This window comes from Candidatus Frankia alpina (assembly GCF_902806485.1).
In the GTDB taxonomy this organism is placed as follows: Bacteria; Actinomycetota; Actinomycetes; order Frankiales; family Frankiaceae; genus Frankia; species Frankia alpina.
On record NZ_CADCWT010000011.1, the window covers coordinates 1 to 26,417 of the forward strand.

Annotated in this window: 20 protein-coding genes; 9 read left to right on the top strand and 11 right to left on the bottom strand. The window is 71.9% G+C overall.

Translation table 11 applies throughout. The annotated features are described in order from the left end of the window. Positions 1 to 5: 5 nt before the first annotated feature. From G6R25_RS02805 to G6R25_RS02820, 5 genes are all read right to left on the bottom strand, one after another. Positions 6 to 377 carry a DUF742 domain-containing protein gene (locus G6R25_RS02805; protein WP_163551570.1) on the bottom strand — a complete coding sequence of 124 codons (372 nt, stop codon included), beginning with the start codon at positions 375 to 377 and terminating at the stop codon, positions 6 to 8. 129 nt (positions 378 to 506) lie between these two features. After that, positions 507 to 926 (bottom strand): roadblock/LC7 domain-containing protein, encoded by a 420-nt coding sequence (locus G6R25_RS02810; protein WP_163551571.1) that lies wholly within the window; start codon positions 924 to 926, stop codon positions 507 to 509. A gap of 720 nt (positions 927 to 1,646) precedes the next feature. Continuing rightward, entirely contained in the window at positions 1,647 to 3,401 is a 1,755-nt protein-coding gene (locus G6R25_RS29400; RefSeq protein ID WP_336500432.1) for a sensor histidine kinase, read from the bottom strand. Next, a complete protein-coding gene (locus G6R25_RS29405; RefSeq protein WP_235826587.1) occupies positions 3,358 to 3,663 on the bottom strand; it encodes a hypothetical protein in 306 nt (101 codons plus the stop codon). The genes G6R25_RS29400 and G6R25_RS29405 overlap by 44 nt, the downstream gene beginning before the upstream one ends. A gap of 1,472 nt (positions 3,664 to 5,135) precedes the next feature. Beyond that, positions 5,136 to 6,095: an acyl-CoA thioesterase gene (locus G6R25_RS02820; protein WP_235947243.1), complete on the bottom strand. Its 960-nt coding sequence runs from the start codon at positions 6,093 to 6,095 to the stop codon at positions 5,136 to 5,138. A gap of 97 nt (positions 6,096 to 6,192) precedes the next feature. Here G6R25_RS02820 and G6R25_RS02825 point away from each other — a divergent pair, with 97 nt between their 5' ends. The 9 genes from G6R25_RS02825 (at position 6,193) to G6R25_RS02860 (ending at position 19,880) form a co-directional block, all read left to right on the top strand. Next, positions 6,193 to 6,993: an enoyl-CoA hydratase-related protein gene (locus G6R25_RS02825; protein ID WP_235947245.1), complete on the top strand. Its 801-nt coding sequence runs from the start codon at positions 6,193 to 6,195 to the stop codon at positions 6,991 to 6,993. A gap of 104 nt (positions 6,994 to 7,097) precedes the next feature. Further along, the gene (locus G6R25_RS02830; RefSeq protein WP_163551574.1) at positions 7,098 to 7,415 is read left to right on the top strand and encodes a DUF6343 family protein; all 318 of its coding nucleotides are present in this window, start codon (positions 7,098 to 7,100) and stop codon (positions 7,413 to 7,415) included. A gap of 128 nt (positions 7,416 to 7,543) precedes the next feature. Next, positions 7,544 to 8,845, top strand: coding sequence for a DUF445 domain-containing protein (locus G6R25_RS02835; protein ID WP_163551576.1), 1,302 nt, complete (start codon positions 7,544 to 7,546; stop codon positions 8,843 to 8,845). A 1,075-nt stretch (positions 8,846 to 9,920) separates the two neighbouring features. Next, a complete protein-coding gene (locus G6R25_RS02840) occupies positions 9,921 to 11,234 on the top strand; it encodes a DEAD/DEAH box helicase (protein ID WP_163551577.1) in 1,314 nt (437 codons plus the stop codon). Between the two features lie 307 nt (positions 11,235 to 11,541). Further along, positions 11,542 to 11,718 (top strand): hypothetical protein, encoded by a 177-nt coding sequence (locus G6R25_RS24910; protein WP_205446820.1) that lies wholly within the window; start codon positions 11,542 to 11,544, stop codon positions 11,716 to 11,718. Positions 11,719 to 11,831: 113 nt separating this feature from the next. Beyond that, complete coding sequence (locus tag G6R25_RS02845; RefSeq protein WP_163551579.1) at positions 11,832 to 12,905, top strand: alpha/beta fold hydrolase; 1,074 nt, start codon at positions 11,832 to 11,834, stop codon at positions 12,903 to 12,905. 17 nt (positions 12,906 to 12,922) lie between these two features. Further along, positions 12,923 to 14,464, top strand: a complete 1,542-nt coding sequence (locus tag G6R25_RS02850; protein WP_235947247.1) for a pyridoxal phosphate-dependent decarboxylase family protein — start codon at positions 12,923 to 12,925, stop codon at positions 14,462 to 14,464. A gap of 188 nt (positions 14,465 to 14,652) precedes the next feature. Continuing rightward, the gene (gene dnaE, locus G6R25_RS02855; RefSeq protein WP_163551580.1) at positions 14,653 to 18,186 is read left to right on the top strand and encodes a DNA polymerase III subunit alpha; all 3,534 of its coding nucleotides are present in this window, start codon (positions 14,653 to 14,655) and stop codon (positions 18,184 to 18,186) included. 791 nt (positions 18,187 to 18,977) lie between these two features. After that, the gene (locus G6R25_RS02860) at positions 18,978 to 19,880 is read left to right on the top strand and encodes a class I SAM-dependent methyltransferase (RefSeq protein WP_235947249.1); all 903 of its coding nucleotides are present in this window, start codon (positions 18,978 to 18,980) and stop codon (positions 19,878 to 19,880) included. A 223-nt stretch (positions 19,881 to 20,103) separates the two neighbouring features. On the opposite strand, the gene G6R25_RS02865 is transcribed toward G6R25_RS02860, so the two are convergent. From G6R25_RS02865 to lat, 6 genes are all read right to left on the bottom strand, one after another. Further along, positions 20,104 to 20,445 carry a type II toxin-antitoxin system PemK/MazF family toxin gene (locus G6R25_RS02865; protein WP_272871444.1) on the bottom strand — a complete coding sequence of 114 codons (342 nt, stop codon included), beginning with the start codon at positions 20,443 to 20,445 and terminating at the stop codon, positions 20,104 to 20,106. Next, positions 20,442 to 20,684 carry a ribbon-helix-helix domain-containing protein gene (locus tag G6R25_RS02870; protein ID WP_163551581.1) on the bottom strand — a complete coding sequence of 81 codons (243 nt, stop codon included), beginning with the start codon at positions 20,682 to 20,684 and terminating at the stop codon, positions 20,442 to 20,444. Before G6R25_RS02870 ends, G6R25_RS02865 begins: the two co-directional genes overlap by 4 nt. 64 nt (positions 20,685 to 20,748) lie before the next feature. Continuing rightward, positions 20,749 to 21,744 carry a 1-aminocyclopropane-1-carboxylate deaminase/D-cysteine desulfhydrase gene (locus G6R25_RS02875; RefSeq protein ID WP_235947252.1) on the bottom strand — a complete coding sequence of 332 codons (996 nt, stop codon included), beginning with the start codon at positions 21,742 to 21,744 and terminating at the stop codon, positions 20,749 to 20,751. A gap of 97 nt (positions 21,745 to 21,841) precedes the next feature. After that, the gene (ppk2, locus tag G6R25_RS02880; protein WP_163551582.1) at positions 21,842 to 22,867 is read right to left on the bottom strand and encodes a polyphosphate kinase 2; all 1,026 of its coding nucleotides are present in this window, start codon (positions 22,865 to 22,867) and stop codon (positions 21,842 to 21,844) included. 234 nt (positions 22,868 to 23,101) lie between these two features. Next, a complete protein-coding gene (locus G6R25_RS02885; RefSeq protein ID WP_163551584.1) occupies positions 23,102 to 24,715 on the bottom strand; it encodes an aldehyde dehydrogenase family protein in 1,614 nt (537 codons plus the stop codon). Then, complete coding sequence (gene lat / locus G6R25_RS02890) at positions 24,712 to 26,163, bottom strand: L-lysine 6-transaminase (RefSeq protein ID WP_163551585.1); 1,452 nt, start codon at positions 26,161 to 26,163, stop codon at positions 24,712 to 24,714. Before lat ends, G6R25_RS02885 begins: the two co-directional genes overlap by 4 nt. Positions 26,164 to 26,417: the final 254 nt, after the last annotated feature.

Below are 26,417 nucleotides of genomic sequence, written 5' to 3' on the forward strand. Positions count from 1 at the left end.
TCCTACTAGAGGGCCTGTAGTCCATCGAGCACCTTTTCGATGAGGGCGGCGGAAGGGCGGTCGGAAGCGTGGGCTGGCCGATTCACCGTGACCAGTCCGGCGTCGAGCATGTCGCTGACGAGGACCCGCACGACGCCGAGCGGCAGATCAAGCCGCGCCGAAATCTCGACGATCGACTGCACCCGCTGACAGAGCAGCGCGATCGAGCGCTGCTCCGGTTCCAGCGCCACGCCCATCAGTCGTCTGTTGGGCATGGTGGTCACGAGCGCCACCAACTCCAGCGCCCGGTTGGTGGGCCGGGTCCGACCGCCGGTGACGGCGTAAGGGCGGACGACCGGACCCGCATCTTCGTCGAACCATTCCTCGTCGTGCGACATACCGGTCCTCCTGCCTGCGAGAAAGCTCCGCTGCCATGACGGTTCACGTTGCGGTCCGGTCGGTACGGGCAGGGGTCGACCGGTGGGCCAGATTCGCGGTCGCGCCCCCGCCGACCGCCGCGGCGCGGCCTACAGCGGCAGCGCGGACTGCATCTGGGCGCGCAGCTCCGGGGTGAGGAATTCCCCGACCCTGGTCACCAACAGGGCCATCTCATAGGCGATGAGACCGATGTCCGCCCCGTTGTTGGAAAGGATCGCCAGGCACGAACCGTCGCCGACCGCCGTGACGAACAGGAAACCCTGGTCCATCTCGACGATGGTCTGGCGGACGTTGCCGCCGCCGAAGAACCGGCCCGCGCCGCGGGCGAGGCTGTTGAACCCGGAGGCAATCGCCGCGAGCTGGTCCGCGGTCGCCCGGTCCATTCCGTACGAGGTCGCGAGCAGCAGACCATCCGAGGACAGGGCAATTACGTAAGTGACTTCCGGAACCTTCTTGACGAGATTGTTGAGCAACCATCTCATGTTCTCGGACAGCCCCAGCGGACGCATCTCAGGTCACCTTTCCCACATCGTCGCCGTCGTTGGAAACCTGGCCGTCCGCCAGCCCGCGACCGAATTTACTCTGGAAGGACGACATCATGCTGCGTATCTCTTCCGGGCTGCGCTGCGCCGCGAGCATGCCCGATTGTTCCTCGGGGCTGTCCCGCCGTAGTTGAGGCGCGAGGCTGGCCCGTCGGGTGCGCCGTGGCAGGCCCACCTCGCTGTGCTCCTCAGGCGCCTGACCGCTTCGCTCCGGCAGGCCCGCGGCGGGGGTGTCGCCGCGATGGGGCCCGATCGGGCGGCTGATCGGCGAGGTGAACGGGTCGTTGCTGGCCCGGGAACCACCGGGCAGGTCGCGCACCACGGGGGGCGGCCCGAACAGGGAGGGGGCCCGGCGCTCCGGATCGGGCGACGGCGGTTCCGGCGACCACCGGTCGGTCTCGGCCGGCGGGAGGGCCGGCGGGGCGCCGTGGGTGCCGCCACGCGAGTGGCGGGTCGGCAGGTCGGGCAGGTCGCCGCCGCCCTGACCGGGCTCGCCGTCCGGGCCGGTGACGGGCCGCGAGCCGGTCGGGCGGGACGGGCCATCGGGCCGGCGGCCGTTAGAACGGTGCCGGGGACGGTCCGCGACGAACCAGCTCGACCGGACGGTGGCGAAGACCGGCAGGTCGTCGATGAGTGTCTCGTTCTGGTGTCCACGAGGTGCCTCGGCGCGCTGCGCAGAGGCGGAGGTCAGATTGCCGCCCGCGTCGACCAGAGGCCCGCCGTACCCGTCCTCGTCGATCGCCGGACCGTCGAGGACGGGTACGGCGGAGACGGGCAGCGCCCGGACGGTGGCGGTGCTCCCCGGGCGGGTGTCGCCGTCTCCCTCGGGCTGGCGCAGCAGTGCGGTCGGCACCAGGACGATGGCCATCGTGCCGCCGTAGGGAGAGGGACGCAGCTCCACCGCGATGGCGTGCCGCTCGGCCAGACGGCCGACGACGAACAGGCCGAGCCGTTCACTGGCCGACAGGTCGAAGGGGGGCGGGTTGGCCAGCCGCTCGTTGAGTCCTCCGGGCTCATCCCCAGGCCGCGGTCCTCGACCTCGATGACGAAGCCGTTGGACACCTCGTGCCCATTGACCTGGACCGGGGTGTGCGGTGGTGAGAAGGAGGTGGCGTTCTCGATGAGCTCGGCGAGCATGTGGATGACGTCACCGACGGCATGCCCGCTGATGGCCCCGCCGTCGATGGGCATCACCTTCACCCGGGTGTAGTCCTCGACCTCGGCGACAGCGCCGCGCACGACGTCCTTCACCACGACCGGTCGGCGCCAGCCACGCGCGGGCTTGGAGCCCGACAGGACGATGAGGTCCTCGGCGTGGCGCCGCATGCGGGTGGCGAGGTGGTCGAGGCGGAACAGCTCCTCGAGCTCGTCCGGGTCGGTCTCCTTGCGCTCCAGCGCGTCGATGACCTTGAGCTGACGGTGGATGAGGGCCTGGCTGCGGCGGGCGAGGTTGAGGAAGGTGTCGCCGATACTCTTACGCATCGCAGCCTGTTCCACCGCGGTGCGCACCGCGACGGCGTGCACGGTGGCGAACGCCTCGGCGAGCTGGCCGATCTCGTCGGTGCTCTTCACCTCGACCGGGAATTCCTCTGCGGTCGCGTCAACCTGTTCACCCCGGTGCAGCCAGTCGACGACCTCGGGCAGCCGTTCGTTGGCGACTTCGAGCGCGCCGCGGCGCAGCTTACGTAGCTGCCGGATCATCGGGCTCGCGACGACCAGCGAAATCACCACGGACACGACCAGGACCAGCGCGACGCCGATACTGCCGAGCACCGCGTCACGGGCAGCTGAACTGGCGATGTGCTGGCTGGTCGAACCCAGGTCCGTGGCGATCCGCCGCTCCACCTGGCGCATCGCCACGATCTTCGCGTCGACGGTCTGCAGCCAGGTCTGCTGGGTAATCGTGAGCGGCTGGCCATTCTGGACCGCGTTGACCGTATCGTCACGCATTGCCGTGGCGGCCGAGATGGTGCGGTCGACCGTGGCGTTGCAAAACGCCTGCTCATCCGCCGTGGCGGTGGTCCGGAACTGCTGCAGCCAGGCCTCCTCGGCGCCGGCCGAGGACTCGATCTGGCGCAGGGTCGCCGTATCCGTTTGGCGGAGGATGATCACTCGAGCGATCGAGCCACGCTGTTGGGCGGCTTCCTCCTTCGCTCGCGAGATTCCCACCAGCGTGGTAGTGCCGTTGACCAGCGTGGCGTTACGGCTGCCGGCGGCGACGCTGGCGTTGAGCGAAAGAAGATCGTGCACCAGGTCGTTGTAGAAGGTGCTGTTCTGGTCGACCCGGGCCTGTCTGGCGTCGATCGCTCGGCGCTGCGCGGGGAGCCGGTCCAGCCGCGTCGTGATCGAGGCCAGGGTAGTCGCGAGAGTGTCCCTGGCGGCCGTGGGAAGCCCGGCCTCACCGGCCCGGTAGGTCCCCCAGGGCCTGATCAACGGGGCCACGGGCGGCGATGCTCGCCTGTCCCGGGTTGACCGCCAGGTAGTTGGAACCGACATAGGAGTTCGTGGCGTAGCGCTCGGCCTGGAGTGCGGCGACTAGGTCGTTGCCCTTGATCGAGAAGGCGGCCAGCGCTTTGATGCGGTTCGCGGTCCGTATGTTGTCGACGTTCCCCCGCACCTGTATCGCGCTCAGCACCGCCAACGCGGCCAGGGGGACCACCAGAATCACCACGAGCTTCGAGCGGATGGGCCAATTCCGGAGCATCCGGTCCTCTCGTCCGACACCCGGGGAGTTGGGTGCCTCATGTGCGGGGTGAGTGTTCGAGTTCAACGAGTCCTGTCCCCGAAAGACCACACGCGACAACACCCAGACCCGGATCTTGAGCGTGAGGCCCAGGCATCGGGTGGATGTTTCCGTGGCGCCGACGACTCTAGCGGGCGAATGCAGCGCCCACGTTAGGGGCGGGACCCTGTAACCGGAATAGCATCACGGCGTTGCACCGTGTGACGAGACATTCGTTCTGACTCGCGAAGTGCGATAGGCCAGCCGCACCTAATGGAAATCGACGTATGCGGATCAGTCAACGTCCAGACGCCGGAACGAGCACTAATGAGCAGCAGATGACAGAAACCAGCCCAAGCCTCCCGGCCGGCGGCGTGAGTTTGGTGACATAAATATCGACCAGTGACAACACACGCACGCGAATGCTGCCCGGAACACATCCACACATCCCGGGACGCACAGCCGAGGTCGGGCCCACCGCCCTAAAGATGAGGTCGATTCGGGTGTTTTGCCCTGATAGTGGGTGGCTCGGTGTCGATCCGGTAGCGATCTTTGGGGTTTGGGCTGCCCCGGGCGGAGATGTGGCGAAGCTCCTGGTAGAAGGCGGGTTGCTGAGACCGCCCGTCGAAACCAGGAGCTTCGGTGCCCCAATCTGTCATGCCCTCCTCCGGGTCGCCGGGGCTGTTGCGGGAGGTGGTCCTGACTGGCCCAGGTGTCGGGGTGTCGGCGTCGGCCGCGGCGGGGCCGGGGCCGTTAGCGTTGGTGGCCACGCCGGCGGGAGTGCGGGCGGCGTTGGCCGCCGCAAGACCAGCGGTGAACCGAGGGCGCCGCGGTTGGACGACCTCGCAGCCCGGCTGGCCGAGTTCACCGTGACTGTCACCGACCAGGCCGGGAAGACGACCACCAGCCGGTACCGGGTCCTGACCACCCTGCTCGGCCACGACGCCTACCCCGCCAGCCGACGACGCGCCATTTTCGGGTGCACTGTGAGTGGTCGACTTGAACTCACGTACAAGTCGGTCAAGTCGACGTTGCGGGGGTCGGGCCGGCCGCTGCGTGGGCAGTCCCCTGACCTGGCCGAACAGGAAATCTGGGGTTCTGCTCGCCATCTACAACGCCCTAGTCGACCAGACGGTCAACGTCACCGGATCAAATCTACCCAGAGCGGCCTAATTCGACCTCTTCTTTAGGGCAGCGAAGGTCGGGCCACGTGGGCAGCCGCCGGCCGCGATGCTAAACGCGCTCTCCGCCGACTGGTACGGAACTCGCCCCGGGACTTCCCCGCCCCGACGTGACCTGGCGATTCCCACCCACGCGGCGCCTACCGCGCAGAGCACATACCCCGGCCGCCGGCGTTCCAATCCAGCCGATTCGTCAGGTCTTGGCATGTTCGGGCAGCGCGGGCGCACGGCGGGCGCGGGAGGAACCGACCGCCAGTTCAACCGGCGATCGAGTCAGCCGGTCGGGGCGGGTGACGGCCGACCGTGCCGGCTCGCCGGGGCCCGGTGGACCAGCGTCGTCTGGCTCACGGTGGCAACCAGCGCACCCGTGCGGTCGTACATCCGCCCCCGCACCTGCACGACGTTGCGGACGATCGCCTCGACCCGCACGTCCAGCAGCACCCACTCGCCGGTCGGGGCGGCCACGATCCGTGGGCTGTTGTCGAGGCTCGTGCCGGCGGCCATCTCTCCCGTGGCCTCGATGAGTCCGACCGGGGCGAAGTCGCTGAGCAGGGCGAGCACCGCGGCGTGCACCGGCAGCCGGGGGCGCAGCCGCAGCCACAGCGCGCTGCTCCCGCCGCCCGGACGCCCGTCGAGGTCGGTCCTCGCCGGACGGGCCCACCGCTGCTCGACGAGGGAGATCACGCCGTCGCGGGGGAAGTCCAGCCAGGTCGGGTACTCCCGCGGGGGGCAGCCGTCGGGATCCGGCGCCCAGTCCCCGGCCGGGCCGAACCGGTTGACGGCGCCGCTCACCCGACTGAACGTGCCGCCCGCGAGGAACACCAGCCGACCGGCCGCGGTGGCCCGCACGACGACCTGCGACAAGCCACCGGTGGCCGGGTCGACGCTGAGCTCCACCTCCTGGCCGGCGTGCACCGGGGCGAGGAACTGGGTGTGCGCCCACACGCAGTCCCGGCCGCCGCAGGCCTGGACGAAGGCGATCGCGGCGGCGAGGCCGCAGCCGCCCCACAGGGTGCCCCGCGTGTTGAGCAGATGGGCGTCGGCCACGAAGCGGCCGCGGTACTCTCCCGGGTCGACCGTCAGCCCGAGCAACCCGGCGAGAGAGGTGGCGTCGCGGCCGAGGTCACCGCGAGCTCCATCGGCCCCCCGCGGACCGTCGTCCCCGTGACGGAGCCGGGTCGGCAGGTCGGCCGCGGATCGTGGCGGGATGCCTGGTCCGTGCTGGGCTGTCACGTTCTCATCCTGGCAGGCCCGATCGAGCCATGCGCCAGGGTCATCCGACCGGACCCGACCGCACAGCGCTTTCACCCGGGGCCGGCACAGTGACACAGTGAGCGTCATCACCGCCGAGGAGGCCGCAGTGAGCAGCCAGATCGAGTCCGAGATCGCCGACGGCGTGCTCACAGTGCGCATCGCACGGCCGGACAAGCGCAACGCCCTCACCCAGGCGATGTACACGGCACTCGCCGAGGCGTTCGCGGCGGGCGAGGCTGACGCCGGGGTGCGGATCATCCGCATCCGCGGCAGCGGCGGATCGTTTACCGCCGGTAACGATCTCGCCGACTTTCTGGCCACGGCAGACCTGGCCCCGGACGGCCCGACGCTGACGTTCATCCGGACGGTCGCCCGCGGCACGAAGCTGCTCGTCGCCGAGGTCGACGGGCCGGCGGTGGGCATCGGCACGACGCTGCTGCTGCACTGCGACCTGGTGTACGCCACCGAACGCAGCACCCTGGGCATCCCGTTCGTCAACCTGGGCGTCGTGCCCGAGTTCGGCTCCTCGCTGCTGCTGCCGCGCCGGGTCGGGCCCGCGGCGGCGGCCAGGCTTGCGTACTTCGGCGAGCCGTTCGGCGCCGCGCAGGCCGCCGACCTAGGGATCGTCACCGAGGTGCTGCCCGACGCCGACGCGCTGCGCGCCCGCGTCGACGACCGGGTCGCGGCGCTGCTGGCGCAGCCACCGGGTGCCCTGGCCGCCACCCGCGCCCTGCTCCACGACGGCGGGACAGCGCCGGTGCTCGCCCGGATCGACGCCGAAGGCGCGATCTTCGCCGAGCGGCTGGCCTCGGCGGAGGCCAAGGCTGCGATGACCGCTCGGCTACCTGGTCGCGCGGCGTCGTCGCGGACGGGCTGAACCAGCCGACCACGCCCCGCACCGGTCTCCCCGCCGGTCTGCCGGCCCGCCGAGCGCAGCCAGGACGGCCGGTTCAGCGGGGCGTGGCCGGGCATACCGGGATCGTGACCAGTTCCCTGCCGCGCCAGCGTGACCAGGGCGAGGTGCTGCGGCGTCGGCACTGGTGGCAACGGCTGTCCCCCGGACCGGGAGGCGCGCCGCCGGCCCGCAGCGCCCTCGGGCTGCGCCGGGTACTCGCCGTGTTCGGCCTGGTCTTCTGCGGCGTCACCGCAGGGATGTTCGCCTCACGCGACCAGCCCGCCGCCGCGGGAGTGCTCGCGCTGCTCGCTCTGGTGGCCATCGTCGACCTCGCCGTCATCCAGCGCCGGCTGCACCAGCGTTCTCATACGCGCCGGCCCCCGCCCCCACCGCTGCGGCCGTGACGATGAGCGCCGGCCCGCCCGTCGTGACGATGTCCCGCTCCGACCGCATAAGGTGTCCGGGGATCGGCTGATCAGATCCGTCGGGCCCGCACGGGCATCGAGCTGGTACGAGAGAGAGACGGCGGCCGATGAGCGAGCCGGCGGGCGGCGGGCGGTCGGCACCGGCCGGGTTCCCTCGCGGCACTGCGGACGAGCCCGGACTGCGTCGTGCGCTGCGCCGGATGCGCCTGATCGCCACCAGCATGCTCGCCGCCGTCGTGGCCGTCTATCTGCTCGCCGAGAGTTGGCGCAGCCACGGCGGCCCCCGCTGGGTGGCGTATGTGGCCGCCGCGGCGGAGGCCGGCGTCGTCGGCGCGCTGGCCGACTGGTTCGCGGTGACGGCCCTGTTCCGCCACCCGCTGGGCCTGCCGATCCCCCACACGGCGATCATTCCGGAGCGTAAGGACGCCCTCGGCCGGGGCCTGGAGAACTTCGTCAGCACGCACTTCCTCGCCGAGGACGTGATCCGGGAGAAGGTCGACGGCATCGGCGTCTCGGTGCGCGTCGGGTCCTGGCTGCGCCAACCGCGCCACGCCGAACGGGTGACCGCCGAGGTCGCCGGGCGGCTCACCTCGGCCATCTCCGGGATGAGCGACGACCTGGTCCGCGAGGTCGTGGAGAAGGCGGTGCTGCCCCGGGTGGTCGAGCGGCCCTGGGCGGGGGTGCTGGGCGCGGCCTTGCAGCGAGTGCTCGACGACCGGTTGCACGTCCGGCTCGTCGACGTGATCGTCGCCGAGGTCTCCGAGTGGCTCGCCCGCAACCCGGAGGTCTTCACCAGGCTCGTGGTCGATCAGGCGCCGAGCTGGACGCCGCAGTGGCTGGATGAAGCGGTCGCGGTCAAGGCCTATGACAAGGCGCTGGAGGCACTCGCGGAACTGCGCGCCGACCCGGAGCATCGGGTGCGCCAGGCGGTGGACCGGTTCCTCGACGAGTTCGCCGACCGCCTGCGCACCGACCCGAGCCTCGCCGAGCAGGTCGAGCAGATCAAGCAACGGCTCCTGGGACACGCGGAGGTCGGCCGGGCCGTCGCCGCGATCTGGGCGACGACACGGACGATCCTGCTCGACCTCACCACCGATCCGACCAGCACCGCCCGGGTCCGGGCCGCCGACGAACTGGCCGCGTTCGGGGCGCGGCTGGCCACCGACCCGGAGCTCGGCCGCACCGTCGACCGGGCGGCGTCCGACCTGGCCGCCCGGGCGGTCCACCGCTACCAGGGGGACATCGCCGCGATCATCGGCGACACGGTCGCGAGCTGGGAGCCCGAGGAGACCTCGCGGCGCATCGAGCTGCACGTCGGCCGGGATCTGCAGTTCATCCGCATCAACGGGACGGTCGTCGGCGCCCTCGTCGGGCTGATCATTCACGCCCTCACCGAGCTGGCCTTCTGACCCGCACGGGCCGCGGCCGCCCTGCCGGCGGCCGGGCGCCTCACCCGAAGGTCCCCGCAGCCCCATGCCGGTCGACCCGTTCACGGGTGGCCGTCCGGTCCCTCCCACCCTGCGCTCACCGCCGCGGCACCGCACCGGGCTCGAACCGGCCGTGACCGCGGTCATCCCGGCCTCCCTGATCCGGTTCTGCCTGTTCAGCGGGCACGCGGCCGGGCCTTTCGCCGGTCGGCGCAGGCCGACGTTCCCGAGGGTGACCCTTATCGCGTCCCCGCCCCGCTCGACCCACACCGATGGTGATGACCCCGCGCCTACTGCTGTGATGCAAGCGGTGGGTGCACACGCCATCGGCCTGGTGGCACCTTCGCCAGGATGTTCGCACAGCTCCGCGATGCAGTGCGGAACAACCCGACACGCTGCGCAACCACCGCCGCCGCGGCGATGGCGTCGATCGGCGGGCAGAGTCGAGACGGGCGGACGACCGTGCGGACGTGCACCGGCACGTCGCCGCACAGTGACCGCCCGAACCGGCGCAGAGGGGGATGCAACGGCTCGTTGCGTGCCGCGGCCCTATCCCCAAGCCCGGGTCGTCGATGTACCGTGAAGGAGACGACGGCCCGAGCGGCTGTCCGCGCCCGGCTGAATGGTCGGGTGTGCGAGGTCGGTGCGAGCGCCATAGCGGGAATCACCCGCCGTTGGGTCTGGTCGCGGAGCCGGCCGTACCCCGGCCGCCGGACGATGCAGCGGGCTGGTGTGGACCTCCTCACCCGTCCAAATGATCTCATGGTGGCCCTGACCTGATCGGCGGATCCCTCTGTCTCAGCACGGAAACTCCCAGTCCCATGTTGCCCATCGCCAGCCTCGCGCGGCCCGCGGCCGCGGTGTTGCAGGTGGTGCCGGACGCGGCGGCCGCGGTCCCCGGCCCGGCGGCTCCCGCTTCGGCCGCCCGGCGCGCCCAACCGCTCCCCTCATCACGACGCGCGAACCCCGGCCCCCGGCCGAGTCGTTCGAGACCGCCGGCCTGCCCAAGCGTCTGATCAAGGCGCTCGCCGACCGGAACATCGCCGCGCCGTTCCCAGTGCAGGCCTCGACCCTGCCCGACGTCCTCGCCGGGGAGAACGTCCTCGGCCGGGCGAAGACCGGATCGGGCAAGACGCTCGCCTTCGGGCTGCCCATCCTCGCCCGGCTCGCCAGCGGCGGTCCGGTGCAGCCGCGCCGCCCCCGTGCCCTGGTCCTCGTCCCGACCCGTGAGCTGGCCCAGCAGGTCAGCGACGCGCTCGAGCCGCTGACCCGGGCGCTCAACCTGCGGCTGGCCCCGGTCTACGGCGGGACGTCGATCAGCCGGCAGATCTCGGCGCTGCGCCGCGGCGTGCACCTCGTCGTGGCCACCCCGGGCCGGCTGACCGACCTCGTCGAGCGCAACGCCTGCGAGCTCGGCGACATCGAGATGACGGTGCTCGACGAGGCCGACTTCATGTGTGACCTCGGCTTCCTGCCCGCCGTACGGGCGCTGCTCGACGCCACCCCGTCCACCGGGCAGCGGCTGCTGTTCAGCGCGACGCTCGACCGCGAGGTCGAGGTCCTGGTCCGGGACTACCTGCCCGACCCGGTCCTCGTCGCGATCGACTCGGAGACCTCCCAGGTCACCACGCTGGTCCGCCACGCACTGGAGGCGCCCGACCGCGCCGCCCAGGTCGCGCTGGTGACCGCGCTGGCCGGTGGCTCGGGCCGCACCCTGGTCTTCGTCCGGACCCAGCGGGACGCCGACCGCGTGGCCGAGTCCATCAGCCGTGCGGGCGTGCCGGCCGAGCCGCTGCACGGCGGAATGCCGCAGGGGTCCAGGACCCGGGCGCTGGCCGGTTTCACCGACGGCTTCTACCGGGTGCTCGTGGCCACGGACGTCGCCGCCCGCGGCATCCACGTCGACGGCATCCGGCTGGTCGTGCACCTCGGCCCGCCGGAGGACGCCAAGACCTACCAGCACCGTGGCGGGCGGACCGCGCGCGCCGGCGCGGACGGCGCCGACGTGCTGGTCACCCTGCCCGCCGAGCGGGGGAAGGTCCGCGGGCTGCTGCGCGCGGTCGGCATCGAGGCACGCCCCGAGCCGACCACGCCGAATGACCCCATCGTCCTGGAGCTCGCCGGCCCGCCGGCCCCCCGGGTCAGCAAGGATGAGATCCCGCAGGCCCGCATGGCCGGCTCGACCGGTGGGCGCGGGCCGCGTGTCGGCGCACCCCGGACCGGCGGCGGCCGTGACGGCGAGCACCGCCGTCGCGACGGCGGCCACCGCTTCGGCCGGTCCGGGGCCACGCACGGTCGGCCGCAGCGCCGCCCCGGCGGCGCCGACCTCCGCAGCCCCGGCTCCGTCGGTCTGACCAGACCGACAGCCTGACCCGACCCGCGGTCTGAACCAGCCGCAGTCGCCCGCTCCCAACACCGGCGCCGCCGCCCTGACCCGTCAGGGCGGCGCCGCCGGCTGTGATCTGGCGCCGGCCGGCCAGTCACCCTGCACCGCAGGGCCGCCGCGTCCGCACCGGTCGACTACCTGCGGCAGGCCCGTCATCAGCCACGGGACACCAACACGTGACGAAACAGTCCGGATCCGTGGTGTGAGCAGCGCCACCCGAGGTCTTTGTGCGCCCCGTCCGCTCGATACCGTTTTAGGAATGAGTGTCGATATCGATGGAAGGAGCGTGCACATGGAGCAGAACCAGTCGACCCAGCTGACCTCGGAGCTTTCCGGGCCCGGCCAGCGGGACATCGTCCCCGGCGCCGTCGACGCGGTGGAGGTTGCGGAGATCACCACCGAGAAGATCGCATTCGGTCCCGTCGCGAATCCGAAGCGGCTATGGCTCGGAGTCTCCCGCTCGCTTTGACCCCCACCCGGTCAGGATTTCTCCCGGTCGGCCGCCGTCGGGCGGCCGACCTTGCGTTTCATCTCACCGACACCGACTTCCGGCCGGGGTCGGCGTGGTCCTACGGTCAAGGGATGAGCAGCCCCGGGACGACTTCGCGTGCAGCCGGACCGACCGCATCCACCGGGTCCACGGAGCCGAGGCCGGCCGGCACGGGGCACGAACGCCTCACCCCGTCGGCCGGCGGCGACGGTTTCCGGTCGTCCTGGGCGCAGCTCGACGGCCCGGTACACATCGTCGACTTCGGCGGTCCGGCCGACGGTCCGCTGCTGCTGTGCGTGCATGGCCTCGGCGGCTCCTATCTCAACTGGCTCCCGCTCGCCCCGCTGCTCACCACCACCCACCGGGTGATGGCCGTCGACCTGGCCGGGCACGGCCGCACCCCCGCCGCGGGCCGGCGCACCGACGTCCTGGCCAACCAGGGTCTGCTCGACCGTTTCCTGGCCGAGGTCCTCGACACCCCGCCCATCCTCGTCGGCAACTCGATGGGCGGCATGATCAGCGTGATGCAGGCCGCCCGGCGACCCGACTCGGTCGCGGGCCTGATCCTCGTCGACCCGGCGCTGCCCCGCCCACGCGGCGTGCGCCCGGATCCGGAGATCGCCCGCATCTTCGCCGGCCTGTTCATCCCCCGCCTCGGCGCCGCGGTCCTCGCCCGCCGCCGGACCCGTTTCACCCCCCGCGAACTCGTCGACCAGAGCCTGGTGCGGCTCACCGCCGACCCGGGCTCGATCCCCGAGTCGGCCCTGGCGGCGATGGAACGCGCCCAGCGGGAGCGCGGCGGGCTACCCGACGCCGACCAGGCGTTCGTGGGCGCGGCCCGCTCGGTGGTGTGGTCGCTGCTGCGCCCGGCACCGCTGGCGCACATGGTCCGCACCATGCCGCAGCCGACGCTGCTGCTGCACGGCTCCGCCGACCGGCTGATCCCGGTGGCGGTGGCCCGCAACGTCGCCGCGCAACGGCCCGACTGGCGGGTGGAGATCCTCGACGGCCTCGGCCACGTGCCGATGCTCGAGGCCGCGGAGCTGACCGCGGACCTCATGGCGGACTGGCTGGGCCGCGAGGGCCGCGCGGCGGCCGAACGCGCCCGCCGTCCCACCACCCCGGCGGCCCCGGTCCTCACCCCGCTGCCGGCGGTGGGGAGCTGACCGGGAACGCCGATCCCGTGGACGCCGATCCGGGGGACGCGCTGCGGGCCGCGCTGCGCGCCGCCGCCGGGCACGCCGACGCCTGGCTCGCCGGCCTCGCCGAGCGTCCGGTGCGCCCGGCGCACGGCGCCGCCGAGGTCCTGGCCCGGCTCGACGGCCGGCTGCCGGCCGGCCCCAGCGACCCGGTGGCCGTCGTCGACGCGCTCGTCGAGGCGGTGGGGGGCGGGCTGACCGCCACCGGCTCGCCCCGCTTCTTCGGTTACGTCGTGGGCGGCACACTGCCCGCGGCGCTCGCCGCGGACCTGCTCGCCGTCGTCTGGGACCAGAACGCGGCGCTGGCGTCGCTGTCGCCCGCGGCCAGCGCCGCCGAGGCCGTCGCCGGCCGCTGGGTCGCCGAGCTGCTGGGCCTGCCCTCGGGCGTGTCCGTCGGGTTCACCACCGGTACCCAGATGGCGCACGTCACCGCGCTCGCCGCCGCCCGCCAGCGGGTGCTAGCCGACGCGGGCTGGGACGTCGCCGCCGACGGCCTGACCGGGGCGCCGCCGGTGCGCGTGCTCGCCGGTGCAGACCGGCACGCCACCGTCGACGCCGCGCTGCGCCTGCTCGGCTTCGGCACCCGCACGACCGTGGAGGTGGCCACCGACGCCCTCGGCCGCATGCGCCCCGACGCCCTGCGCACCGCCCTCACCGCAACCGCCGCCACACAGCGACCGACGATCGTCGTCGCCCAGGCGGGAGAGATCAACACCGGCGCGTTCGACCCGCTCGCCGAGATCTGCGCGCTCGCCCACGTGCACGGCGCCTGGGTGCACGTCGACGGCGCCTTCGGCCTGTGGGCGAAGGTGTCGGCGTCGGCGCCGCGCCGCGCCCTCGTCGCGGGCGCCGAGCTCGCCGACTCGTGGGCGACCGACGGTCACAAGTGGCTCAACGTCCCGTACGACTGCGGGATCGCGCTCGTCGCCGACCGGACGGCCCACCGGCGGGCGATGTCGGCGTCGGCGGACTACTTCGTCCTCGACTCGGCGGGGCAGCTCGACCCGGTGGACTGGACGCCGGAGTTCAGCCGGCGGGCCCGCGCCCTCGCCGTCTACGCGGCACTGCGCTCGCTGGGCCGCTCCGGCCTGCGCGACCTCGTCGACCGCTGCTGCGACCTCGCCGACGATGCCGCCACCCGGCTCGCCGCGCTGCCGGGGGTGACCGTGCTCAACGCGACCGGCGACCGCGGCGGCCCGGGGCCCCTCGTCGCACTCAACCAGGTCCTGATCCGGGTGGACGATCCGAGCCCGGCGGTCGACCGCGCGCACGACCCCCGGCCGGCGGCGCGGGGCGACCTGTTGACCCGGCGGGTCACCGCGGCGGTGACGGCGGGTGGCGAGGCGTACGTAACCGGCACGGTGTGGCGGGGCCGCGCCGCGATGCGACTGTCGGTGAGCAACTGGGCGACGACGCGGCGGGAGATCGACCGGGCGGTCGCGGCGATCGCCGACGCGGTGGCCGGGCCGGCCCGGCCGCCCCGCCCCCGTGACGCCGATCCGCACCCCGGCGGTGTCCCTTTGTGATGGTCGGGCCGACACGGCGGTGGAGGCGAAGGCGGGCTCGGGCGGGCCGCTAGGCTGCCGGAGAAAGCCCCGTCCATCCGGCCGATCCCCGTGGCGAGCGCACCCGGCGCGCCGGTGTGCCGTCCGCCCGTGCCGGGGTCATCGGCCCTCGCTTCGACCGGCGTGCCCAGCGCGCGGGAGGGTCCGACGTGTCAAACTCCTTCGTCCACCTGCACGTTCACACCGAGTACTCGATGTTGGACGGGGCGGCTCGGCTGAAGGACATGTTCAGCGAGGTGTCGCGCCAGCAGATGCCGGCGGTCGCCGTCACCGACCACGGCTACATGTACGGGGCGTACGACTTCCACAAGCAGGCCACCGCCGCCGGCGTGAAGCCGATCATCGGCTGCGAGGCGTACGTCGCGCCGGAGTCACGCCTGCTCAAGCAGCGGGTCCGCTGGGGCGAGCCGCACCAGAAGGGCGACGACGTCTCCGGCGGCGGCTCCTACACCCACATGACGATGTGGGCGCGTAACGCCGACGGGCTGAAGAACCTGTTCAGGCTGAACTCGCGGGCGTCGATCGAGGGCCACTACATCAAGTGGCCGCGGATGGACCAGGAGATCATCGCCGAGCACGCCGACGGGCTGATGGCGACGACCGGCTGCCCGTCCGGCATCGTGCAGACCCGGCTACGCCTGGGCCAGTACCACGCCGCCCTGCAGGCCGCCGCCACCTATCAGGAGATCTTCGGCAAGGAGAACTTCTTCTGCGAGATCATGGATCACGGGCTCGACATCGAGCGCCGGGTCCGTGACGGGCTGGTCGACATCGCCCGCGCGCTGGACATGCGCTTCGTCGTCACCAACGACTCGCACTACACCTACGAGTCCGAGCGTGAGGCCCACGCCGCCCTGCTGTGCGTGCAGACGGCCTCGACGGTGGCCAACCCGGCGTTCCAGTTCGAGGGCTCGGGCTACTACCTCAAAAGCGCCGAGGAGATGTACGGGATCGACTCCTCGGACATCTGGCGCGAGGGCTGCGAGACCACGCTGATGATCGCCGAGCGGGTCGACCCGAGCGGCATGTTCACCAAGCGCAACCTGATGCCCCGCTTCCCGGTGCCGGGCGGCGAGACCGAGGAGAGCTGGTTCCGCAAGGAGACCTGGGCGGGGATGGCCCGGCGCTTCCCCGACGGCTTCGACGACGAACACCGCGAGCGGGTCGAGTACGAGATCCGGATCATCCTGCAGATGGGGTTCCCGTCGTACTTCCTGGTCGTCGCGGACTTCATCATGTGGGCGAAGGGCCAGGGCATCCCGGTCGGGCCGGGCCGCGGCAGCGCCGCCGGGTCGATGGTCGCCTTCGCACTCGGCATCACCGACCTCGACCCGATCCCCCACTCGCTGCTGTTCGAGCGCTTCCTCAACCCCGAGCGCGTGTCCATGCCCGACATCGACATCGACTTCGACGAACGTCGCCGCGGCGACGTGATCCGCTACGTCACCGAGCGGTGGGGCGACGACCGGATCGCGCAGATCGTCACCTTCGGCACGATCAAGGCCAAGGCCGCGATCAAGGACTCCTCGCGGGTGCTCGGCTACCCGTACGCCGTCGGCGACCGGATCACCAAGGCGATGCCGCCGGCCGTGATGGGCAAGGACATTCCGCTCGGCGGGATCTTCGACCCGCAGCATCCCCGCTTCAGCGAGGCCGGGGAGATCCGCGGGCTGTACGAGTCCGACGCGGACGTCAAGAAGGTCATCGAGACGGCGAAGGGCCTGGAGGGGCTGATCCGCCAGGCCGGGGTGCACGCGGCCGGCGTCATCATGTCCGCCGAGCCGATCATCGACCACATCCCGGTGTGGCGCCGCGACGCCGACGGCGCGATCATCACCCAGTTCGACTACCCGACGTGCGAGACCCTCGGCCTGCTCAAGATGGACTTCCTGGGCCTGCGCAACCTCACCGTCATGGACGACGCGGTGCGCAACGTCGAGGCCAACCGCGGCGTCCACATCGACCTGCTCGGGCTCACCCTCGACGACTCCGCCGCCTACGAGCTGCTCAGCCGCGGCGACACCCTGGGGGTGTTCCAGCTCGACGGCGGCCCGATGCGCTCCCTGCTGCGGATGATGCGCCCGGACAACTTCGAGGACATCTCCGCCGTCATCGCCCTCTACCGGCCGGGGCCGATGGGCGCGAACTCGCACATCAACTACGCGCTGCGCAAGAACGGCCAGCAGGATCGCACGCCGATTCACCCGGAGCTGTCCGCGCCGCTCGCCGACATCCTCGACACGACCTACGGCCTGATCGTGTACCAGGAGCAGGTCATGGCCATCGCGCAGAAGGTCGCCGGCTACTCCCTCGGCGGCGCGGACCTGCTGCGCCGGGCGATGGGCAAGAAGAAGAAGGAGATCCTCGACAAGGAGTTCGTCCCCTTCTCCGAGGGGATGAAGACCAACGGGTACTCCGAGGCGGCCATCAAGACGCTGTGGGACATCCTCGTCCCGTTCTCCGACTACGCCTTCAACAAGGCGCATACCGCCGGCTACGGCCTGGTGTCCTACTGGACGGCGTTCCTCAAGGCGAACTATCCGGCCGAGTACATGGCCGCGCTGCTGACGTCGGTGCGCGACGACAAGGACAAGAGCGCCATCTACCTCAACGAGTGCCGCCGAATGGGCATCCGGGTGCTCCCGCCGGACGTCAACAGCTCCAACGCCGACTACACCGCGCACGGCGACGCCGAGATCCGGGTGGGCCTCGCCGCCATCCGCAACGTCGGGACCAACGTCGTCGAGTCGATCGTCCGGACCCGCAGGTCGAAGACCCGTTTCGTCTCCTTCCCGGATTTCCTCGACAAGGTCGACGCGGTGGTCTGCAACAAGCGCACCATCGAGTCGCTGATCAAGGCCGGCGCGTTCGACGCGCTCGGGCACACCCGCCGCGGCCTGGTGGAACGGCACGAGCAGGCCGTCGACGCGGTGATGGGCGTCAAGAAGAAGAACGCCGAGGGCCAGTTCGACCTGTTCGCCCTCGACGCCGACGACGACCCGGGTACCGCGCCCGCGTTCGGTGTGCAGGAGTTCTCCGACCAGGAGTGGGACAAGGCGGTCAAGCTGTCCCACGAGCGGGAGATGCTCGGGCTCTACGTCTCCGACCATCCCCTGCGCGAGGTCGAGCACATCCTGACCGCGAGGGCGGACTGCAGCATCGCCGCGCTGACCGGCGGGGAGTACGCGGACGGGTCCACCGTGACCATCGCCGGCATCATCTCCAGCCTGCAGCGCAAGGTGACCAAGCAGGGCAAACTGTGGGCGCTGACCACGGTCGAGGACCTCGCGGGCGGGCTGGAGGTGATGTTCTTCCCGCAGACCTACGAGGTGTGCTCCACCCAGCTCGCCGAGGACGCCGTCGTCATCGTCCGGGGTCGCCTGGACAAGCGGGAGGACACCCCGCGCCTGATCGCCGCCGAGCTGACCGTGCCGGACCTCAGCGACGCGGCGCTGAGCCCCCCGGTGGTGATCACCATGTCCGCGGCCCGGGTGAACCCGCCGACGGTGGAGCGGCTGCGCGAGGTCCTCGGCACCCATCCGGGGACGACCGAGGTGCACCTGCGGGTGCAGACCCCCGGCCAGACCACCCTGCTGCGCCTCGACGACGCCTACAAGGTCCAGCGCACCCCCGCGCTGATGGGCGACCTCAAGGCCCTGCTCGGCGCCGCCGCGGTCGCCTGATCGCACCGCGGCCGCACCCGCCGTCACCTGCGGGTTCGCTGTCGTCAAAGGGCCGTTTTATTCCCACGAACGGGGATACCGGCATGCGACACCGGACACCGTTCGGACACGGTGTTTCTGGGGGACGATGGGAGCCAGGTAACCAGGTGCGACCGCGCCCCGCGGGGCTGGGCCGACCACGGGCCGCAGTCGACCGACCGGGCAGGACCCGGCGTGGGCGTGGCTCGCGGTCGGGCGGGTGCCGACCGGGCAGACTCCGGCGACGTCCCAGCCGAAGGGACCGCGCACACGACCCGGAGGATGCACCTTGACGATCAGTCGAGAACTGGAGGAGCACGAGCCCGCCGCCCAGACCAGCCCTGTTCCGGACCCGCGGTGGTCGCCGGAGCTGGTACGGGCGACCCGCACCCTGCTCGAGACCTTCATCGGGACCGCGCCACCGGTGCGGATCGTCCTGTGGGACGGCTCCGCGCTCGGCCCGGACACCCCCACCCAGGTCGCGGTGCGCTCGCCGGAGGCGATGCGCCGCGCCCTGTTCCGCCCCGGCGAGCTCGGTTTCGCCCGCGCGTTCGTCGCCGGCGATCTCGACGTCGAGGGCGACATCTTCGCCGCGCTGGCGCTGCGCAACCACCTGTCCGCCATCCCCCGCCGCCTCACCGCCGCGACGGGGCCCGCCCTGCTGACCCTGCTGCGCGAGCTCGGCGCCCGCGTAGGCGAGCCTCCTGTGGTGGTGGGGCGGGCGCCGCCACAGCCGGGACCGCGACGCCGCGGCGATCTCCCATCACTACGACGTGTCCAACGCATTCTACCGGCTGTTCCTCGGCCCGAGGATGACCTACTCGTGCGGGGTGTGGGAGTCGCCGGCCAGCGGCCTGGACGCCGCCCAGGACGCCAAGCACGAGCTGGTCTGCCGCAAGCTCGGGCTGCGCCCCGGCGAGCGGCTGCTCGACGTCGGCTGCGGGTGGGGCAGCATGCTCATCCACGCCGCCCGCCATCACGGCGTCCGCGGCGTGGGGGTGACGATCTCCGTGGAACAGGCGGCGGAGGCTCGCCGCCGGATCGCCGAGGCCGGCCTCACCGACGCCATCGAGATCCGCCTGCAGGACTACCGGGAGATCCCCGACGGTCCCTTCGACGCGATCAGCTCGGTCGGCATGGTCGAGCACGTCGGGCGGGCGATGCTGCCGACCTACTTCGCCGGCCTGTACTCGCTGCTGCGGCCCGGCGGCCGGCTGCTCAACCACGGCATCTCCTTCCCCGGCGACCCGGCCGGGGCGCACCGCCACCAGCCCCACCTCGGCCCGATCCCGCTGCCGAAGGGCCGCGACTTCCTGCGCCGCTATGTCTTCCCCGACGGGGAGCTGCACGAGATCGGCCTAATGACGTCGCTGACGCAGGCCGCCGGCTTCGAAGTCCGTCACGTCGAGAACCTGCGCGAGCACTATGCCCTGACCCTGCGGGCGTGGGTGCACGGGCTGGAGGAGAACTGGGACGCCGCCGTCGCGCAGGTCGGCGACGGGCGGGCCCGGGTGTGGCGACTGTACATGGCCGGCTCGGCGCTCAGCTTCGAGTCCGGCCAGTCCCAGATCCACCAGACCCTCGCGGTGCGCCCCGACGCCGGCCGCTCCGGCCAGCCCCTTCGCCCCCGCTACGACTCCCCCGCACCCCTACCCACCCAGCCCACCGCCGGCTGACCTACCGTCCCGGACGCCGCCCGGCACCGCCGGCCGGGCCGGCGTCCGGGGCAATCCGTCGTGTTTTCGGTGCTGGACCAGCCCATCGGGCCATGGTGGCAGCCCGGGCAGATGCGGGCATCACGTTTTCCGGCAGGCCCGGTCCGAGCGACGATCTCATCGTCGACGGAACAATGTGCGCCGGCCGAGGGAGAGGCCGCCCCCGGTTCGCCGGCGAGGGCGGTCAGAGCCCGAGTACTTGGCGTAGTCCTCGGTCCAGGTCTCGCATAAGGCCCCCCGGGACAGCGCCTACAGCGTGCCCGAGTTCGTCCTTGTTGACGGTGACGATGGCCGTCACGTTGGCGACGGAGTCGCGTGGAAGGCCGGTCACCGCGGCGGGGAGGAAGGCGTTGCCAGGCATGGTGGCAAGCGCGGTGTTCGAGGTGATGACAACCGCGACGACCGTGGCCAACCGGCTCGCGTTGTAGGGCGCGGTCTGGACGACCACCACCGGGCGGCGCTTCGCGGGGCGACTGCCCTCCGCCTCACCGAGGTCGACCCAGTGAATGTCGCCCCGGCTGATCACCAGTCCTCGCTGTCGCCCAGTGCTCGCCGGCCGGCGCGCGCCGCGGCCTCGAACGAGTCGTCGGTACCCGCGAGCTCCAGTGCGGCGTCGATGCCCTCGGTGAGGGACTGCGCGTCGAGCTCCTCGATGTAGCGGCGCGCGGCTGTCGTGAAGAACTCGGAGCGGCTCACGCCGAGTGCGGCCGCGCGACGCTCAGCCTCGTTGAACGTCTCATCCGGGATCGAGATCGCAGTCTTCATGCGCTCAGTATAACCGGGTATGACCACACGATCACGTGCCACGGTCGCCGCGGAAAACCCCTGGTCAGCCCGGCGGACGATCTTCCCTCCGGGCGTCGGGTCCAGGGCCGCCCGCCATAGCGTTGAGGACGGCGACGACCGTCGTGCCGGTCGGGAAGGCGTCGGCCTCGGCAAGGGCGAGCAGGGCGTACAGCAGCTTCGCCTCGTAGACCGGTTCCAGGGCGAGGCCGTGGCGGTCGTGGAAGTCGGCGATGAAGCGGGCCAGCGCCGGGGTCGACCTCGCGTAGCCGCCGAAGTGGAAGTCGTAGGCCATGGTCCAGTTGCCGGAGTTCGCACCGAACGCCGCGCGCTGGAGGGCGTCGACCTCGTCGGCGAGGAACCTGGCGCCCCGCAGCACCGGGACGCCGAGGGCCCGCTGGCCCGATCCGAGGCCCGCAGCGATGCCGGCGAGGGTGCCGCCGGTGCCGCACGAGCAGCAGATCACGTCGAAGGGACGGTCGATCTCGGCGGGCAACTCGGCGCAGCCACGCACCCCGAGCGCGTTGCTGCCGCCCTCGGGCAGCAGGTAGAACGCGCCGAACTCGGCACGCAGCCGGTCGACGATCGCGGGCGACGTCTTCGTGCGGTAAGAGGTCCGGTCGAGGTAGGTGAGCCGCATGCCGGCGTCGACGGCGAACCGCAGCGTCGGGTTGAGCGGCAGATGCTCCTCGCCGCGGATCACCCCGACCGTCCGGACGCCGAACAGCCGGCCGGCCGCCGCCACCGCCCGGATGTGGTTCGAGTAGGCGCCACCGAAGGTCAACAGCGTGTCGTGGCCGAGCCGACGCGCCTCGTCCAGGTTGCCCCGCAGCTTGCGCCACTTGTTGCCGGGAATGTCCGGGTGGATCAGATCGTCCCGCTTCAGCAGCAGGCCGACGCCCTTCACGATCAGCCGCTCGTCGGCGAGCTCCTCCACCGGTGACGGCAACGTCGGCAACAGCAGCCGCCCCACCGCCGGGCCTCCCGGCTCGCGATCGCCGTCCGCCTTGCCCTCGCCAGCCACCTTGCCCTCGCCGTCCACCTTGCCCTTCCGGGGGGGACGAAACGGACAGGAAGCCCCCCACAACGGCAAGGTAGCCGAGCCTGCGGCACGGCACGGCACGGCGACGCGCCGACGATCAGTGCAGCGAGGGGAAGGTGCGGTCGGCCTTCTCGCCGGTCTCCAGCAGGTTCACCGCGCGGCCGACGATCAGCGGATCCGGAGTGCCGACGACGTCGGAGTCCTTGCCGGTGTAGGGCAGCTCGTGCAGGACGTGGCGCATGGTCTCCAGCCGGGCCCGCTTCTTGTCGTTGCTCTTCACCACCGTCCACGGCGCCTCGGACGTGTCGGTGTAGAAGAACATCGCCTCCTTGGCGTCGGTGTAGTCATCCCAGCGATCGAGGGCGGCGAGGTCGATCGGGCTGAGCTTCCACTGCCGAACCGGGTCGATCTGGCGGACGATGAACCGGGTCTGCTGCTCGCGCTGGGAGACCGAGAACCACAGCTTGATCACCCTGGTCCCGCTACGAGTCCACATCCGCTCCAGCTCGGGGGCCTGGCGGAGGAACTCGCGGTACTGGTCCGGCGAGCAGAAGCCCATGACCCGCTCGACGCCGGCCCGGTTGTACCAGGACCGGTCGAACATCACGATCTCGCCGGCGGCGGGCAGGTGCGCGATGTAGCGCTGGAAGTACCAGGACTGCTGCTCGCGCGGCGACGGCTTCTCCAGGGCGACGACGCGGGCGCCGCGGGGGTTGAGGTGCTCGGTGAACCGCTTGATCGTCCCGCCTTTGCCGGCGGCGTCGCGGCCCTCGAAGACGAGCACGATGCGCTGGCCGGTCTCCTTGGCCCAGTACTGCATCTTCAGCAACTCGATCTGCAGCAGCCGCTTGTCGCGCTCGTAGTCGGCGCGGGCCAGGCGGGTGTCGTACGGGTAGTTCTCCCGCCAGGTGTCGACGGGGGTGCCGTCGGGCCGCAGCAGCGTCGCCTCGTCGTCGTCCTCGTCGAGGACTCGCAGGCCGGCGAGGCTCTCCGCGTGGACCCCGACCCGCTCGGCGAGGCCGGCCGCGCCGAGCCACCCGCCGATACCGTCGACGATGCCGCGCACCAGCGGCTCCGCCTGGTCGTCAGCACCCTTGGGGATCACCCGTTCGACGTGGGTCACGCTGAATTCCCTCCCGCACGGACAACGAAGCTGCACCGGGTGGCTGTTCCCACCCAGGCGGCACCGGCCGTCAGCGCGGATCCGCAGAGCCGGGGCAGCCGGCCCGGCCAACCGTACGGAAACCGGCCGGCCCGTAGTCGACGCGCATTCGAACACCAGGTGACAGGACGGTCCCTATCGGACACCTCGGACATCCACCGGGCACCCGAGGAAGCCCGCAGGCGGGCAGGCGGGTCAGCCGGGCAGGCGGAAGGTCAGGTCGGCGGCGGGCACCACGGTGTCGAGCTGGGCGCGCTGCAGCCGGCCGGAGTAGTCCCAGCTCAGCGACTGCCAGCGGGTGACCTGGTCGAGCATCCAGATCCCGGACTGGCGGCTGCCGTTGCCGGAGCGGCCGTTGCCGCCGAAGGGCAGGTGCGCCTCGGCGCCGGTCGTCGACCCGTTGACGCTGACCATCCCGGCGCGCACCCCACGGCGGAACCGCAACGCACTCGCCGCGTCCGCGGTGTAGATCGACGACGACAGGCCGTAGCCGGGCAGGTTCGCCAGCTCGATCGCCTCGTCGAGGTCACAATAGGTGGTAACGCCGACAATCGGACCGAAAGTCTCCTCGCGGAACAGCTCGTCATCGGGGCGGACCCCGTCGACGATCAGCGGATGGTAGTAGAGCCCGCGGTCGGGGTCGCCGACGAAGCCCCGTCGCGGAGCGGTTGCGGTGATGCGGCCGAGTGCGGTGGAGCCGGACAGGCGGTGGTGCTCGCGCAGCAGAGTGAGGTGGCGCTCGAAGCCGGCGGCGAACCGGGCGTCGAGCAGCGGCCCGTAGAGCACGTCGCCGGTGGGGTCGCCGATGACCGCGGCGGACACGGCGGCATCGAGGCGGCGGACGAACGCGGCGTGCACCGACTCGTGCACGATCGCCGTGCCGAGCGAGGTGCAGCGCTGCCCGGCGGTGCCGAACCCGGCGAACACGGCCGCCTCGACGGCGGCGTCGAGGTCGGCGTCGGCCGTGACGACCATCGGGTTCTTGCCGCCGAGCTCCAGGCATGGCGTCTGCAGGTGCCGCCCGCACAGGGCGCCGATGGACCGGCCGACCTCGGTGGATCCGGTGAAGCCGACCTTGTCCACCGCCCCGGCGGCCAGCGCCCGTTCCAGGCCCGCCGCCGTCGCCCGGCCGTCGGCGGGGACGAGGTTCACCGCACCCGCGGGCACCCCGGCGGCGGTCAGCAGCTCCACCATCGCCTGCGCGCAGGCGGCGGCGTACTCGGCCGGCTTCCACACCACCGTGTTCCCGGCGACCAGCGCCGGCACCAGATACCAGGACGGCACCGCCACCGGGAAGTTCCCGGCGGTGATCACCATCATCACCCCGAGGGGTTCGCGGAAGGTGAACAGCTGGCGGTCCGACATCTCCGACGGCACGGTCTGTCCGTAGAGCCGCCGACCCTCACCGCGGAAGAACTCGCAGGTGTCGATGATCTCCTGGACCTCGCCGCGGGCCTCGGCGGCGGGCTTGCCGACCTCGCGGGTCACCAGCCGGACGAGGGCGTCGGCGTTGTCCGCGACGAGCCGGCCGAAGCTGCCGATCACCGACCCGCGCACGGGGGCCGGCACCGCGGCCCACGACCGTGCGGCCGCCTGCGCGGCGACGGCGGCGGCGAGGATGGTCTCAGGGCCGGCGAGTTCCACCTCGGCGACGACGTCGTCGAGGTGGGCCGGGTCGGTCGAGGCGACGACGCGGACCGGCGCCGGCTCGACCTCGGCGCCGCCGGCGGAATCCCCGACGGTCGCGCACAGGCCGTGCGTACGTCCGTCGATGCGGGCGCTGACGCGCCACGGCCGCACCAGCGTCATGAGAGGCTCCCCTCCGCCAGGTTGGCGACGACCCGGGCAAGCGCGGTGACACCGGTGCTGAGCTGGTCGGCGCTGACCGTCAGCGCCGGGCGGAAACGCAGGGTGGAGACGCCCGCGGGCAACGCGAGGACATGTTCGCGGATCCGCAGCCGGCGCAGCACCTCGTCGCGCGTGGCCCGGTCGGGCAGGTCGACCGCGCACAGCAGGCCCCGCCCGCGCGGGTTGGTCAGCAGCCCGGGATGGGCCGCCGCGAGCGCGGTCAGCTCGGTCAGCAGGCCGGCGCCGAGCTCACCGGCCCGCCCGATGAGCCCCCGCGCCTCGATGACCTCCAGGATCCGGGTCGCGCGGACCATGTCGACGAGGCCGCCGCTCCAGGTGGAGCTGATCCGGCCGGGGACGGCGAGGACGTTGGCGGCGACCTCGTCCACCCGCCGCCCGGCCATGATCCCGCCGAGCTGGACCTTCTTGCCGAACGCGACGATGTCGGGACGCAGGCCGAGCTGCTGGTAGGCCCAGGCCGACCCGGTCGCGCCGACCCCGGTCTGGACCTCGTCGAGAACGAACAGTGCGTCGTGGCGCAGGCACAGCGCGGCCATGGCGGCGAGGAACTCGGCGCGCAGGTGGTTGTCGCCGCCCTCGCCCTGGATCGGCTCGGCGAGGAAGCAGGCGATGTCGTGCGGGTGGGCGGCGAAGGCCGCCTCGGCCTGCGCCAGCGCGGCACGCTCCGCCGCGACGACGGCGTCGAGGGCGGCGCCGGTGCAGGGGAAGGTCATCGCCGGGCAGTCGATGCGCGGCCAGTCGAACACGGGGAACCGGTCGGTCTTGACCGGATCGGTGTTGGTGACCGACAGCGTGTAGCCGCTGCGCCCATGGAAGGCGTGGCGCAGGTGCAGCACGCGGCGACCGAGTCGGGCGGGCCGGCCGTGAGCGGCGTTGTGCCGGCTCTTCCAGTCGAACGCGCACTTGAGCGCGTTCTCCACCGCCAGCGCGCCACCCTCGACGAAGAACAGGTGCGGGAGCTCGGGGTCGCCGAGGACGCGGGCGAAGGTGCGCACGAACTCGGCGTAGGCGGCGGTGGCGATGTCCGGGTTCGCCGGCTTGTTGACCGCGACGCGGCCCAGCCGATCAACGAAACGCGGGTCGCCGGCCAGCTCGGGCGGGTTCACTCCGAGCGGCGCCGACGCTAAGAAGCTGTAGAGATCGAGGTAGCGCCGGCCGTCGCGGGCGTCGACCAGGACGCTGCCGGCGCTCTCGGCCAGATCACAGACCACGTCCAGGCCGTCGACGAGCACGTGACGGCGCAGGACGGCCAGCACGTCACCCGCCGCCACGGGCGGCCCGACCGGCACCGCCGCGGGCTCGACGAGATGGACGGTGGATTCGGCCAGGGCGCCGGATCCGGGCAGGCGGGCCGGGCGCCCGGTGGTTCGTGGAACGCGGACAGCCATCCAGACTCCCTCCGTTACCGATCGCGGCGAGCGGCACCCGCCCGCGCGACCTCAACCCTGGCGAATATCTTCCCTCGAAAGTCGCATTGAATCTTCAATATTCTTGTATTGCCTCAGATTGCGATCTGATCATCCCGTTGATGGCAGATCCAGCCGACGATTCGTCACATCGACCACCTCGGACACCTCTGACACGGAGAGTGCCTTAAAGATAAGCGGAGCGTGATTGACCGACGAGCGGGTGAGGATCACCA